The organism is Staphylococcus sp. LKG3-1 (assembly GCF_048568385.1).
In the GTDB taxonomy this organism is placed as follows: domain Bacteria; phylum Bacillota; class Bacilli; order Staphylococcales; family Staphylococcaceae; genus Staphylococcus; species Staphylococcus saprophyticus.
Map to the genome: position 1 here is coordinate 1465041 of NZ_CP183796.1, position 14573 is coordinate 1479613.

18 protein-coding genes are annotated in these 14573 nt (G+C 34.5%); 13 read left to right on the forward strand and 5 right to left on the reverse strand.

Annotated elements, in window-relative coordinates; all coding sequences use genetic code 11:
- The first annotated feature begins 66 nt into the window (after window positions 1-66).
- From ACM595_RS07390 to hisIE, 11 genes are all read left to right on the forward strand, one after another.
- Window positions 67-2226: an RNA degradosome polyphosphate kinase gene (locus ACM595_RS07390; protein ID WP_069821586.1), complete on the forward strand. Its 2160-nt coding sequence runs from the start codon at window positions 67-69 to the stop codon at window positions 2224-2226.
- Window positions 2227-2560: 334 nt separating this feature from the next.
- Entirely contained in the window at window positions 2561-3862 is a 1302-nt protein-coding gene (locus ACM595_RS07395; RefSeq protein ID WP_002482391.1) for a D-serine ammonia-lyase, read from the forward strand.
- 168 nt (window positions 3863-4030) lie between these two features.
- Entirely contained in the window at window positions 4031-4846 is an 816-nt protein-coding gene (locus ACM595_RS07400) for an ATP phosphoribosyltransferase regulatory subunit (RefSeq protein ID WP_069826163.1), read from the forward strand.
- 18 nt (window positions 4847-4864) lie between these two features.
- Window positions 4865-5482, forward strand: coding sequence for an ATP phosphoribosyltransferase (gene hisG / locus ACM595_RS07405; protein WP_002482389.1), 618 nt, complete (start codon window positions 4865-4867; stop codon window positions 5480-5482).
- Window positions 5472-6740 carry a histidinol dehydrogenase gene (gene hisD, locus ACM595_RS07410; protein ID WP_228160984.1) on the forward strand — a complete coding sequence of 423 codons (1269 nt, stop codon included), beginning with the start codon at window positions 5472-5474 and terminating at the stop codon, window positions 6738-6740. Before hisG ends, hisD begins: the two co-directional genes overlap by 11 nt.
- Window positions 6727-7731: a pyridoxal phosphate-dependent aminotransferase gene (locus ACM595_RS07415; protein WP_002482387.1), complete on the forward strand. Its 1005-nt coding sequence runs from the start codon at window positions 6727-6729 to the stop codon at window positions 7729-7731. Before hisD ends, ACM595_RS07415 begins: the two co-directional genes overlap by 14 nt.
- Complete coding sequence (gene hisB / locus ACM595_RS07420) at window positions 7709-8287, forward strand: imidazoleglycerol-phosphate dehydratase HisB (protein WP_002482386.1); 579 nt, start codon at window positions 7709-7711, stop codon at window positions 8285-8287. The genes ACM595_RS07415 and hisB overlap by 23 nt, the downstream gene beginning before the upstream one ends.
- Complete coding sequence (gene hisH / locus ACM595_RS07425; RefSeq protein WP_002482385.1) at window positions 8284-8880, forward strand: imidazole glycerol phosphate synthase subunit HisH; 597 nt, start codon at window positions 8284-8286, stop codon at window positions 8878-8880. Before hisB ends, hisH begins: the two co-directional genes overlap by 4 nt.
- Entirely contained in the window at window positions 8855-9559 is a 705-nt protein-coding gene (gene hisA / locus ACM595_RS07430; RefSeq protein WP_069826162.1) for a 1-(5-phosphoribosyl)-5-((5-phosphoribosylamino)methylideneamino)imidazole-4-carboxamide isomerase, read from the forward strand. The genes hisH and hisA overlap by 26 nt, the downstream gene beginning before the upstream one ends.
- On the forward strand, window positions 9556-10314 hold the full coding sequence (hisF, locus tag ACM595_RS07435) for an imidazole glycerol phosphate synthase subunit HisF (RefSeq protein ID WP_002482383.1): 759 nt from the start codon (window positions 9556-9558) through the stop codon (window positions 10312-10314). Before hisA ends, hisF begins: the two co-directional genes overlap by 4 nt.
- Window positions 10311-10943, forward strand: coding sequence for a bifunctional phosphoribosyl-AMP cyclohydrolase/phosphoribosyl-ATP diphosphatase HisIE (gene hisIE, locus ACM595_RS07440; RefSeq protein ID WP_002482382.1), 633 nt, complete (start codon window positions 10311-10313; stop codon window positions 10941-10943). Before hisF ends, hisIE begins: the two co-directional genes overlap by 4 nt.
- A gap of 71 nt (window positions 10944-11014) precedes the next feature.
- Here the strand turns inward: hisIE and ACM595_RS07445 are convergent, their stop codons facing one another.
- The 3 genes from ACM595_RS07445 to ACM595_RS07455 form a co-directional block, all read right to left on the reverse strand.
- On the reverse strand, window positions 11015-11365 hold the full coding sequence (locus ACM595_RS07445; RefSeq protein WP_369078967.1) for an ABC transporter substrate-binding protein: 351 nt from the start codon (window positions 11363-11365) through the stop codon (window positions 11015-11017).
- Between the two features lie 97 nt (window positions 11366-11462).
- The gene (locus ACM595_RS07450; protein WP_326005745.1) at window positions 11463-11672 is read right to left on the reverse strand and encodes an ABC transporter substrate-binding protein; all 210 of its coding nucleotides are present in this window, start codon (window positions 11670-11672) and stop codon (window positions 11463-11465) included.
- A 70-nt stretch (window positions 11673-11742) separates the two neighbouring features.
- Complete coding sequence (locus ACM595_RS07455; protein WP_228481084.1) at window positions 11743-11919, reverse strand: hypothetical protein; 177 nt, start codon at window positions 11917-11919, stop codon at window positions 11743-11745.
- Window positions 11920-12115: 196 nt separating this feature from the next.
- On the opposite strand from ACM595_RS07455, the gene ACM595_RS07460 reads away from it, so the two are divergent.
- The gene (locus ACM595_RS07460; protein WP_069826161.1) at window positions 12116-12484 is read left to right on the forward strand and encodes a VOC family protein; all 369 of its coding nucleotides are present in this window, start codon (window positions 12116-12118) and stop codon (window positions 12482-12484) included.
- Between the two features lie 95 nt (window positions 12485-12579).
- Here the strand turns inward: ACM595_RS07460 and ACM595_RS07465 are convergent, their stop codons facing one another.
- Window positions 12580-13080: a GNAT family N-acetyltransferase gene (locus ACM595_RS07465; RefSeq protein WP_041079284.1), complete on the reverse strand. Its 501-nt coding sequence runs from the start codon at window positions 13078-13080 to the stop codon at window positions 12580-12582.
- Window positions 13081-13328: 248 nt separating this feature from the next.
- A complete protein-coding gene (locus tag ACM595_RS07470; RefSeq protein WP_002482377.1) occupies window positions 13329-14033 on the reverse strand; it encodes an SDR family oxidoreductase in 705 nt (234 codons plus the stop codon).
- Between the two features lie 204 nt (window positions 14034-14237).
- Between ACM595_RS07470 and ACM595_RS07475 the strand changes: the two genes are divergently transcribed.
- Window positions 14238-14507 (forward strand): DUF1413 domain-containing protein, encoded by a 270-nt coding sequence (locus ACM595_RS07475; protein WP_069826160.1) that lies wholly within the window; start codon window positions 14238-14240, stop codon window positions 14505-14507.
- The last annotated feature ends 66 nt before the right edge of the window (window positions 14508-14573 follow it).

The window sequence follows — 14573 nt, forward strand, 5'->3', positions numbered from 1 at the left end:
ATTCATATGATACGGTATACGTAGCAAAATATGTATTTTAGACTACAACGAGGTGTATAAAGCGTTATGCATAGAAATTTGGGAGATAAAGACTTAAATTTACCGCAATATTATAATAATAGAGAGCTTAGTTGGTTAGATTTTAACTACCGTGTATTACAAGAAGCACAAGATAAGAACAACCCACTATTAGAACAACTTAACTTTATCTCTATATTTAGTTCGAATTTAGATGAATTCTTTATGGTTCGCGTAGCGGGCTTACAAGATCAAGTCAAAATGGGATACGATAAACCTGAAAACAAAGCACAATTAACACCTAAGCAACAACTCGATCAAATTAAGCTAAAGAACAAGGAAATTGTTGATTTACAATACAAGCGTTATAACGAATTAATTGATGACTTAAAACAATATCAAGTAGAAATCATAAAACCAGAACAACTACCTGACGATTTATTGCCTCAACTTGAATCAGAATTTAAGTATGGCATCTTGCCAACACTAACGCCCTTAGGGATTGATGCTTATCATCCTTTCCCTAAATTAAATAATAAAAGCTTGAATATTTTTGTAGATATCGATACAGAAGATGATATTAATTCTGCTATCGTTCAAATACCTTCACTTATTTCTCGATTTTATTCATTTAACAAAGGTGATAAACAATATATCATTTTGATTGAAGATATTATCACCTACTTCATTAACGACTTATTTTCAGGATATACGGTCTTGAACACATTTACGTTTAGAATCACACGTAATGCTGACTTAACTATTCATGAAGATGGCGCAGAAGATTTATTAATAGAAATTGAGCGCTTCTTAAAAGAGCGTAAACGTGGTACTGCTGTACGTTTAGAAGTAGATGGCCGACAAGCGACACATGAGGATATTGTGTGGATTATCAACCAACTAGATGTGCACGATAATGAAGTCTATTTTGTAGATGGGCCTCTCGATTTAACCATGTTGACTGATTTAGTTGACCACCTATCCAATAAGCTGAAATATTTGAAATATAATAAATATGTCCCACAAATACCTCAATCTCTAGGAAATCACAATATTTTTGATTTATCTTTAAAAAGAGATATCTTCTTCCACCACCCATATGAATCATTTGAACCTATTGTTGATTTTATACGGGAAGCAGCTGAAGATCCAAATACTATTGCAATAAAACAAACACTCTATCGTGTAAGTAAGGATTCTCCTATTATTAATAGTTTGAAAAATGCAGCTGAAAATGGCAAACAAGTCACTGTGCTTGTCGAATTAAAAGCACGTTTTGATGAGGAAAACAACGTACATTGGGCAAGAATGTTGGAAGATGCAGGTTGTCATGTTATTTATGGTATGACACATTTGAAAACACATAGTAAAATTGCACTCGTTGTTAAGCGAATGAATAATAAATTAACTTCATTCATTCATTTAGGTACTGGTAACTATAATGATAAAACAGCGAATATTTATACCGATATGGGACTGATCACAACGAATGCTGAAATTGCTGAAGATGCGATTAATTTCTTCAATTATTTAAGTGGCTATTCAGTAAAACCTGAATATAACAAATTGATTGTCGCACCTTTCGATATTCGTGATGTCTTTTTAGCTAGAATAGATAACGAAATCAAATCACATCGTGAAAATGGTAACGGTAAGATTATCATGAAAATGAACTCATTAACGGATAAAGATATCATTCTTAAATTGTTTGAAGCATCCTGTGCAGGAGTAAAAGTTCAATTGATCATTCGTGGTATTTGTTGTCTCAAGCCAGGTGTTCCAGGAATCAGTGAAAACATTGAAGTCGTAAGTATCGTTGGTAGATTCCTAGAACATTCACGCATCTATCATTTCCATAATAATGGCGACGACATCATATATCTTTCTTCCGCCGATGCAATGACTAGAAATATGATTAAACGTGTAGAAATTTTATTCCCAGTTGAAGATAAAGATATTGCGAAACGTTTATTAGATTATATGAACTTACAACTCTCAGATAACCAAAAAGGACGTTACCAAGATGAATTAGGTCAATATCATTATATTGAAAATAATTTATCACCTTTAAATTCTCAAGCATTTCTAATGAAAGAAGCTATGGATTATGGCCAACAATTAAAAGAGGATAATACACGCCCACAAGTTATGTCTGTTAACGAGCGTAAAGGCTGGTTTACTAAAATACGTAAGCAATTCAGAAAGTAATTTGTTAGTAAGATAGCTTAGACAAAGCAGTCATTTTAACTAGTCCACAAAGAGTCAGGAACATTCAAAGTTGTTCCTGACTCTTTTTTGTTTATATTTCATCAATCATTTTTCTAACTTACAATTAAAATAAGCAATCACGCTAATTTGTAAAAATATTATCGTTCACTCTGTGTAAACCCATTTTTAAATCGAGTCAATGGTTCTAACTACAATAACCAATATCATCATATTATATCGGCGAATCAGGCGATTTCATCTATTTCTTGTTATAATTAATGTAGCGTGAAATTTATATTTCGTACTGTTATTAAAATGATACGGAGGTATTAATATGAACGATTTAGCAACACTTAAAAAAGATTTCCCTCTCATAGATAGTATGCAAAATTATAAGCCTATTTTTTGGGAAAACACAAATTTTCGTAAACCAGCGTCATTAGCGTTTACTTTAAAAGATATGGAAGACGCTGCGCAACGACTTGAACGATTTAGTAGTTACATAAGCACTGTATTCCCAGAAACGGAAAATAATCATGGCCTTATTGAATCACCTTTAAAACACATACCTTTTATGCAAAATACTTTGACAAACTTAGAGTCCTTACCCACTGAAGGTAAGCTATGGCTAAAATGTGATAGTCACCTCGCTATATCTGGATCAATTAAGGCGCGCGGTGGTATCTATGAAGTACTTAAATTAGCTGAAACGATAGGGATGCAAGATGGCGATTTAAAAGAGACAGATGATTATCGTGTACTGGCTGAGCAAAAATATCAAGGTCTGTTTAGTAAATATAATGTTGCCGTTGGTTCAACCGGTAATTTAGGATTAAGTATCGGTATTATGAGTGCAAAACTGGGCTTTAAAGTGACGGTTCATATGTCTACAGATGCACGTCAGTGGAAGAAAGATCTTTTGAGGTCACGTGGTGTGGAAGTCATAGAACATCAGTCAGATTATCAGTACGCTGTAGCAGAAGGAAGAAAACATGCTGAAAACGATCCTACCTGTCATTTTGTGGATGACGAAGGTTCATCTGACTTGTTTTTAGGATATACAGTCGCTGCATTAAGATTAAAAGCACAATTAGCTGCTGAAAATATACAAATAGATGCTGAACACCCTCTATTTGTCTACATACCTTGTGGTGTCGGTGGTGGCCCAGGAGGAGTGACGTTCGGTCTAAAACAAGTCTTTGGAGAACATGTTTATTGTATTTTTACTGAACCAACACATGCCCCTTGTATGTTATTAGGTATGATGACGCAATTACACGATAAAATTTCAGTTAAGGATATTGGCATTGATGGAAGCACAGATGCGGATGGTTTAGCAGTTGCACGTCCATCTCGCTTAGTCGGGCAAATTATGAATACGTTACTCTATGGTATACAGACTGTATCTGATAGCGAAATGTATCGTTATCTATATCTTTTAAGTGAAAAAGAAGATATCTTTATTGAGCCCTCTGCCGCGTCAGGGTTTGCTGGCATTAAATCAGCAATAACATTAGCCAAACAACAGGGCGTCCAAATGAATCAAGCAAATCATATTGTATGGGCAACTGGTGGTAATATGGTGCCTAAAGAAGAAATGCTAAAATATGTTAATCATGGTAAATCTTGCTTATAAGTATTAATCCCTTGCACTTTTTTAAATGCAAGGGCATTTTTATACCGCTTAACCAAAAACATTTTCAGAATATTTATTGAATTCTAAAAATAAATGTGTTAAAGTATTCTTTATTAATTTACTTTAGTTCGGTAGAGAAACAAAGTATATGCAAAGGATGGTTTTAATATGGATGCAGCAACAATCATTAATAACAAAGAAAAAGAACTTAACTTTTTAAAGCATTTTCAACAAGCTGACTTTAACTTAGTAGATTTTAGCTTTATTGAATCTCTAGCTTGGCAAACATTGAATAAAGATGATTTACAGCAAATGACTGAAAGAAGTTTCTGGCAACATGACCATCATATCTTTGCATTACGTAATGATTTCACCGACCAATTATTGCGTTATTACAGTAATTATCCTCCGCGTCATCAAAAAGTAGTTTATGCGGGACCGATTGTTCGTGATAACCATGTCTATACGCAATTGGGTATCGAACATTACAACCCTACCATAACGGATATGCAGGAAGATTTTATGACGTTTTATAAATATATACAACAATATCTTAATGACGATATCGATTTTGTCATTTTAGGACATTATCAACTTATCGATTTACTGTTAACTACTAAAGAACAAACAATAACGATTTTAAAATTAGTACAAGAGCGTAATATTTCAGAACTTTCATCCGAACTTGGCACTTCTCATGCGCTTGTTCAATTATTGACAACAAAAACAACGGATCAATTAGATTTACTAAGTCAACTCTTTCCTTACGATCATCGTACAATACAAGCTTTGCGTCGTTGGGAACAGTGGTTTAAGTCATTAAATGTAAAAGATATACATTTAGATATCACACCACAACCGCCTCGTTCATATTACAAAGGTGCATTTTTAAAATGTTATCTAAAAAATGATAAAAACCACCAACTTACGGGAGGTTTCTACAAAGGTGAATTAGATGGTTTTGGATTAGGTTTTATATTATAAATAAAAGGAGTTCTTATTATGCTTACAGTAGCTATAGCCAAAGGTCGATTATTAAAAAGCTTTATTACTTATTTAAAACAAGCTAATGAACAAGAACTAGTAGATGCATTAGAAAAACGAGAACGTCAATTATTAATTTCTGTAGGATCTATTCAAATCGTATTAGTTAAAGGTAGCGATGTCCCTATTTATGTAGAACAAGGTGTAGCTGATGTCGGGATTGTTGGCAGTGATATTTTAGAAGAAGGAAATTATACAATTAATAATTTGGTGGATTTACCATTTGGAGATTGTCATTTTGCTTTAGCTGCTAAACCAGAAACTTCTTCTTTCAATAAAATTGCTACGTCGTATGTAAAAACTGCACGTGCCTACTTCGAAGCACAAGGTATAGATGTAGAATTGGTAAAACTATCAGGTTCTATTGAATTAGCTTGTCTCGTAGAAATGGTGGATGGAATAGTAGATATTGTACAGACTGGTACAACACTAAAATCAAATGGCTTAGTTGAAAAAGATACGATTAAACCCATTAACGCGAAACTTATCACAAATAAGCAATCCTATTTTAAAAAATCATCTGAAATTGATGCTTTTTTATCAACACTGGAGGTGTCACTCATTGATCATAGATAAAACGCTATTTTTGAAAAAGTATTTAAACCAATCTTCCTTAAATGAAGACCTATACCCCATCGTAAAGGATATTTGCGAAAACGTCAGACTTCACGGAGATGATGCCCTCAGAAATTATAATCAACAGTTTGATCAGGTAGAGACTTGCAATTTAGAAGTCGCTTATCAAACTTTAGAAAATGCCTATAATCGCCTAGACAGTGATTTACGTGAGGCCTTACAACAAAGTCACGCGCGTATTCAATCTTACCAAGAATCCATTAAATGGACTAAGCAACAAGGCACATCAGATTGTTATGAATTGTATCATCCTTTAGAACGCGTTGGCGTATATGTACCAGGTGGTAAAGCCAGTTACCCATCAACCGTCTTAATGACAGTAACACTGGCAAAGGTAGCTGGTGTAAAAAATATATCTGTAGTCACGCCCCCACAACTAAATGGTATACCAGATATCGTATTAGCCGCCTGTTATATCTCAGGTGTCGATAACGTTTATCAAGTTGGAGGTGCTCAAAGTATTGCTGCCCTAGCTTACGGTACAGAAACATTGCCAAAAGTTGATAAAATTGTAGGACCTGGTAACCAATTTGTTGCCTATGCTAAGAAATACCTCTTTGGTCAAGTAGGAATTGATCAAATCGCGGGCCCTAGTGAAATTGCATTAATTATTGATGACTCTGCTGATTTAGACGCCATCGCATATGATGTATTTGCACAAGCAGAGCACGATGAACTTGCAAGAACTTTTGTCATTAGTGAAGATGAAGCATTATTAAAACAACTTGAACAAAAAATACAGCACATACTTCCTCAAATTGAACGTCAATCAATCGTTCAAGCAAGTTTAAATGATAACCATTTTTTGATACATGTGAATAACTTTAGCGAAGCGTGTGATTTAATGAATCTCATTGCACCAGAACATGCTTCAATACAAACAGTTTCACCACATGATTATCTAAATCATGTCCGTTACGTGGGCGCACTATTCTTAGGTTATTATTCACCTGAAGTTATTGGTGACTATGTCGCTGGCCCAAGTCACGTACTGCCAACCAATCAAACAGCTCGATTTACCAATGGTCTATCTGTTAATGATTTTTTAACACGTCATTCAGTGATAGATTTATCAAAAGATACATTCGATACCGTAGAACTGACTGCGCGTAAATTAGCCCATGTTGAACAATTATATAATCACGAACAATCCATAGAAATTAGAACATCAAAGGAGTTTAACGATGATAAGAATTAACAAAAATGAAAGCCCACTTCGCCCTTTAACAGAAGCACAACTCACATCGATTATACATCATGCTTCATTTAACTTTTATCCAGATGAAGAATATGAACGATTTAAGGCAGGTTATGCGCGTTATTATAATCTATCACCAGACCAAATTATTGCAGGTAATGGTTCTGATGAATTAATTCAAAAATTAATGCTTATCATGCCAGAAGGTCCAGCATTAGCACTTAATCCAGATTTCTTTATGTACCAAGCCTATGCCGACCAAGTTCATCGACCAATAGCGTTTGTAAATGCAGATAACGACTTAACATTTAATCTAGAAAATATATTAAGTCGCATTGAAACAGTGCAACCCGCATTCTTTATTATGAGTAATCCACACAATCCATCTGGCAAGCAGTATAATCTAACATTTTTAACTGCAATTGCAGATAAAATGAAAAATATTGGTGGTTATTTTGTTATTGATGAAGCTTATTTAGATTTTGGGGATGCCTACACGCTTGAATTGCAACCACATGTTCTTCAAATGCGTACCCTTTCAAAGGCATTTGGTATTGCCGGTTTACGTTTAGGCGTGTTAATTGGAACACCTGAGACGATTCAACTTATACAAAGTATTGAACATCCTTATCCATTAAACACACTCACTTTACACATTGCACTTTTCATGTTTGAACATATTGATAAGACACGCACATTCATTGAACATCAGCGTGCATTAGCTGTTAGATTAAGACAAATGTTCCAAGATAATGTTAGCGATATAATGAAAGTCTTCCCTTCATCAACTAACTTTGTCTTAACAAAAGGATCCGCAGCGCAAAGTCTTGGCCTTTATATTGAAGATCATGGCTTCTTACCTAGACGTTATGACGAACCAAACATGAACGATTATGTAAGATATTCCATCGCCACAGACGACCAGTTAGACCAATTAGAACAGCTCATTAAATCATGGAGGTCACAATATGATATTTCAAAAGAAACGTAAGACTGCAGAAACAGAGTTATCAATCATTTTAGCCGATGACAAACGAACAAGTGAAATTAACACAGGGGTTGGTTTCCTAAATCATATGCTCACACTCTTTACGTTTCATAGTGGGCTGTCAATTATAATTGAAGCAAATGGAGATACCGATGTAGATGATCATCACGTAACAGAAGATATTGGCATCGTACTAGGTCAGCTATTATTAGACATGATTCGAGAACGCAAATCTTTCCAAAGATATGGTGTGAGTTACATCCCTATGGATGAAACTTTATCTCGTGCTGTAGTTGATATTAGTGGACGCCCTTATTTATCGTTTAATGCCACTTTGAGTAAAGAAAAAGTAGGCACATTTGATAGCGAATTGGTTGAAGAGTTCTTCCGTGCTTTGATCATCAATGCACGTTTAACTACGCATATTGATCTACTTAGAGGCGGCAATACGCATCATGAAATTGAAGCCATATTTAAATCATTTGCCCGTGCATTAAAAATGGCACTTTCAGAAAATGATAATGATAACATCCCTTCATCTAAGGGTGTGATTGAGTGATTGCGATCATTGACTACGGATTAGGTAATGTAAAAAATGTTCAACGCGCAGTTCAGTATTTAGGATACGATGCGATATTGACCGATAAGTATAACGAAATTGCAAATGCTGATGTCGTCATCTTACCCGGTGTAGGTCACTTTAAAGATGCCATGCAAGCAATTAACGAGCGCGGTTTAGCAAATATAATCACATCCATTACGGATAAACCAGTGATTGGTATCTGTCTCGGTATGCAACTATTTTATCATTGGAGTGCAGAGGGTGATGTCAAAGGGTTAAATATTTTCCCGGGAAATATAATTCCAATACAGTCCCCTTATCCTGTACCGCATTTAGGATGGAATAATCTAATAAGTAAACACCCTTTATTATTACATGATGTTTACTTTGTCCATGCGTATCAAGCTGAAATGTCACAACATGTGGTTGCTTACACAGAATACGGCACAAAAATCCCAGCAATTGTGCAATATCAAAATTATATCGGCATTCAATTCCATCCAGAAAAAAGTGGTGATGATGGATTAGCAATACTTAATCAAGCACTGAAAGGCGGATTTCAAGATGATCAAACTATGGCCGGCAATTGATTTAATCAATGCTACTAGCGTGCGACTTACTGAAGGTAAATACGATTCAGAAGTTAAAATGGCGCGTAGCGCAGAAGAAAGTGTACTTTTCTACAATCAGTATCAGTGTGTAGACCGAATTCATATCGTCGATTTAATTGGTGCAAAAAATCAAGTATCCATCGAGAGTGACTATATCAATCAATTACGCTCACTGACTGATAAACCTATGGAAGTTGGCGGTGGTATTAGAGATAGAAATACCATTGACACTTACTTTAATAATGGTATTGATTATTGTATCATCGGCACCAAAGGTATAGAAGATTTAGCGTGGTTATCGCACATGACACAAGCATTTCCAAATCGTTTATATCTATCCATTGACGCTTACCGTCGACAAGTCAAAATTAATGGCTGGGAAGAAGATGCTGGCCTCGATATCTTTGATTTATTACAACAAGTAGAAGCTCTCCCACTCGGTGGTATCATTTACACAGATATTTCTAAAGATGGCAAACTCGAGGGCCCTAATTTCGAAATCACACAACAATTAGTCCAAGCAACTCAAAAACCAATTATTGCTTCTGGTGGTATTCGTCATCAACAAGATTTAGCCCAATTAGAATCCATTGGCGTTCATGCAGCCATTGTTGGCAAAGCTGCACACAACGCTACCTTCTGGGAGGGATTGTCATGATTAAAAAACGCATTATTCCATGCTTAGATGTCAAAGATGGTCGCGTCGTCAAAGGCATTCAATTTAAAGGCTTGCGTGATATTGGCAACCCTGTAGATTTTGCACTTTATTATAATGAACAAGGTGCTGATGAACTTGTTTTCTTAGACATTTCACGTACAGAAGCTGGACATGATCTTGTACTTGATGTTATTTCGGAAACAGCAGAAAAACTTTTCATTCCATTGACAGTTGGCGGTGGTATTTCAACCATTGACGATATCTCTCAATTATTAAACCACGGTGCAGATAAAGTATCCTTAAATTCAAGTGCACTTAAAAATCCAAGTTTTATAAAGGAAGCCAGCGAAAAATTTGGACGACAATGTATATGTATCGCCATAGATAGCAATTACGATAGCGAACTAAATGATTATTTTTGTTACACACACGGTGGTAAACAGCGAACGGATAAACGCGTTTATGATTGGGTTCAAGAAGTTGAAGCCCTAGGCGCAGGTGAACTTCTCATTACAAGTATGACGCACGATGGTATGAAACAAGGTTTTGATGTCTCACACTTACATGAAATTGAAAAACTTGTGAATATTCCCGTTATCGCTTCTGGTGGTGGCGGAAATCCTGAACATTTCGTTGACTTGTTTAAAGAAACAAACGTTTCAGCGGGACTTGCGGCAAGCATATTACACGATAAAGAAACAACTGTGAATCAAATTAAATCATCAATGAAACGAGGAGGTATTCCAGTAAGATGACTACTCAAGAGCCTGATTTTGACAAAGGACTTATCCCTGTTGTATTACAAGATGTACGTAACAAGCAAGTGCTCATGCTAGGATATATGAATGAAACTGCCTATCAAAAAACACTCACTGAGGGAATTGTTACATTTTACTCTCGCTCAAAAGAACGTTTATGGACTAAAGGTGAAACTTCAGGTCACACTCAAATAGTGAAACATATCCATCTGGATTGTGATCAAGATACATTGCTTATTGAAGTACTTCCAAACGGACCAACCTGTCATACAGGTAATCAAAGTTGTTTTAATACGTCCGTACCTTTTAATGTGCAACAACTTGAACAAACAGTTGCAGCAAGTGCGCAGGCAGATAAAAGTAATTCGTATACTCAATATTTATTAAAAGAAGGACTTGAAAAAATAACTAAAAAATTTGGTGAGGAAGCATTTGAAGTGGTGATTGGTGCAATGAAAGGCGACGTTGAAGAAGTGACGAATGAAACCGCCGATGTTATGTATCACCTTTTTGTATTATTACATGCTTTAAATATTAAATTTGAAGAAGTTGAAAAAGTACTAGCAAAACGTCATCAAACAGCTAATAATTTTAAAGGCGAACGAAGTGATATTGATCACTGGTAAGCGTCAAAATAAAATAAGCACATCATAGATATCAAATTATATAAATTCGATGACTATGACGTGCTTAGTTTTTACTTATGCTTTAAAAGTTCTTTTTTAAATAGTTCAGCTTGTTTCTCTACTGAAATTAAATCTGCATAAATTGCTTCATCCATAGAATAATAAATAACATTACCGTTTTGAACAGCTTTATTATTTTTCCAAGTATTTGATTTCACAAAATCATTATTCGGTTTCTTACCATCTTTAGTAGGAAGGAGTAAATAATCTCCCGAATACGTATTGAATTTCTCTTTTGAAACTTTCATAAACTTCTCTTTTGGCATTGCTTGCTTAGCTTCTGGGTCCTCTTTCAACTTAAACCCTTCATATATAGCTTTACTTCCGCGGCCGAATCTAGGGCCAAATTGATCTAGGGCCAAATTGATAAATATCTTTTGCTTGAATATCCATAATTGAAAAAGTATTATCTTTACCAATTGCTTTCTTAATTTCTTTACCATCTTTAGCTAGTTTTTCTCATAGTTTATCAGCTTGTTTTTTAGCTTTAGCTTCTTTGTTTACTAATTTCCCAATTTCAATATGTGTATCTTTATAGTCCATATCCTGTACTTTAATAGGTACTGTCGGTGCAATTTTAGCTAATTTTTTATTATTCTTGTTCTCTTTATATGTAATAATTAAATCTGTTTTTAATTTTGCCGCCGCTTCAACATTTTCAGGATTAATTTTTTAACCTTACTCATATCTATATATTTAGAATCTGGAAATACATTTGTGATAGCGACAGGTTTAACACCTAATTTTTAAAGTTTCCATAATTAGCGGTTAACACAAGTACCCTTTTTGGATTTTTAGGTATTTTTACTTTACTACCATCATCTGTAGTATAAGTCTTTGTATCTTTGTCATCTTTTGACTCTGAATTTTTCGAACCATTACCGCAAGCTGCTAAAAATAATAACAAACATAACATCAAGCATAAAAATTTGTTCAAAACGATAACCTCTTCTCTTGTTTATTACTACTATTTTAATCGAAAACGATTATCAATTGCAATAGAATAAAATGAACTTTTAAAATAATTAGTTGCTTCTAATTTATAAAAAATAATTTACCAAATACTTTTATAGTTATATTTTTGCTATTATATATTAAAGGAGTTGTTATTTATGTTCAATCAATTTTTAGGTATTGATCATGTTCAGTTAGCTGCACCACCTCACAATGAATCGTTAGCAAAGGCTTTTTATTCTGATAAATTAGGTTTTAAAGAAATAGCAAAACCCTCCAATCTCGCGAAAAATGGTGGCGTTTGGTTTCAAGTTGGTGACCAACAACTACATATTGGTGTTCAAGATGACTTTAAACCAGCAACAAAAGCCCACCCAGCGTTTTTAGTACAGAACGCTTCAGATATACGGAAAGAACTTGAAGCTAAAGAAATTGAAATCATCTATAGTGATGAACTTGAAGGCGCCAATCGTTTTTATATCTATGACCCATTTGGTAACAGAATTGAAATTATAGAATGGTTATGATATTTCAAACTAAAAAACCAGAACGAGACATAATGGTGACTCGCCCTGGTTTTTTTATGTGCACCCATAAGTTGAATACGTGTTATTTATAACAACTACACTTCAAGATACATTAAGTCTTCATCATAATACCTATGACCATCAAAGATTGATTTAGGTTCCCTACCATAACGCTGAAACCCTAATTTTTCATACAAACGAATGGCTTGTGTATTCTCAGATAATACACATAAGCCAATGATTTTCACAACACCAACCACACTAACATCGTTAATGATATGTTGTATCATTTGAGCTGTAATACCTTGACCTCTATATCGGGGATCACAATAGACAGTCACTAAGTTACCTTTATGTTTTACCTTTTCCATTCTCTCACTATAAAATGTAGCGATACAAATAAGCTCCCCACTATCAAACGTGCCTATCGTAAAATGCGTATCATTTAATTTAAGCCGTGCTTTAAATTCATCTTCCGGCAATGATTTTTCACGTTCATATGTTGATACAAATCCCTTTGGATCCGTCTGTAACGATTTTAATCGAATGGCTCGGTACTGTTTTACATCTCTTTCGGTAAGGTATCGCATTTCCATTTTTCTCACTTCTTTCACGAATACATTCAAGCTAAACTATTAGAAAAATGAACAAAATCAAAAAGTCCTGATAAAAATTTCATAGTCTTCGCTCTTATTAAATAACGCGTTAAATGAATCTCATTTGCGTAATACATGAGCTAGCGTTTTTATATTTGTAACTTAGCATGTAGATTACAGTCCATATAAATTAATTTGGCCGAGACACTTCTTATTAATGTCCCAGCCTTCTAATATTTCATTTATGTTTAAACAGGTCTCACTGTCACTTCATTCACATTGACATGGCTTGGTTGCTGTAATGCATAAATTGCTGCTTCTGCAATATCTTTAGGATCTAATTTTTTGCGTGCTCCCCAATCTGTATCTCCACTTAATGGTGTATCAACCATCCCAGGAGAGATACTTGTCACACGTACGCCTGTTTTCGCTAATTCTTTTTCTAGACCTTGTGTAATACTGTGTACAGCTGCTTTGGATGCACTATAGAGCGTGCTTTTTTTAGTAACTTCAAATCCAGAAATTGAGGCAATATTGATAATGTGACCACTAGACTGATTTAGCATAGATGGTAGCACAGCATTAATTGTATATAAGGTACCTTTGATATTCACATCAATCATTGCTTCCCATGCTTCAACGTCACCCTCAGTTATTGCTGATGATAACATTAAGCCAGCACTATTCACTAAAATATCAATCTGACCAAATTTTTCTTTTGTTTTTTCAACTAATTCTGTTACTTCTTCTTTGTGTGTAACATCCACAATACTTGTCTCAACTACTGCTTGTTTATTATCTTGTATACGTTTAGCCACTTCTGCTAAGCGCGACTCATCTCGTCCTGTTAAGACAACTTTGACTCCTTGATTAGCTAATGTTTCGGCTATACTTGCACCGATACCACTACTCGCTCCTGTTACGACTGCCACTTTATCTTGTAATTCAACCATGTATATCTTCCTTTCTATTTATACTTCTCTATATTTATTTAAATATTTCCCTAATTACGATTATTGTATCATGGCGTTTTCATTTTCTTGAAAGTTTTGCTTTTGATCAGCTTGTCAATATCCATATTTCAATATAAAGTGGGTATATAATAAAGTATATATTAATAATGTTTATTGTAGCGTTAAGGGAGGGGCATATATATTATGAATCTTGATGAAAAATTAGAAGCATTAAGAAAATCAATAGATCGAACAAGTTTCCAATTTCATTTTGAAGATTTATTCGACAAAGATGAATGGATTCAAATGCCTATATTAGAACGACAACAATTAGAAAAAACTTTCCGTAAATATGTAGCACAACATAATCACTTACGCATTCCTTATGCATCTGAAGAACATATTCGTATGCGTATGTACAACTCTTTATATGATTTTAATGAAATCAAGCATAATTTTAAAGATTATGTTTAATTGTCATCATTAAATACTATAACTAAAAGTCTATGTTACTGGATGGACAGTAAACATAGGCTTTTT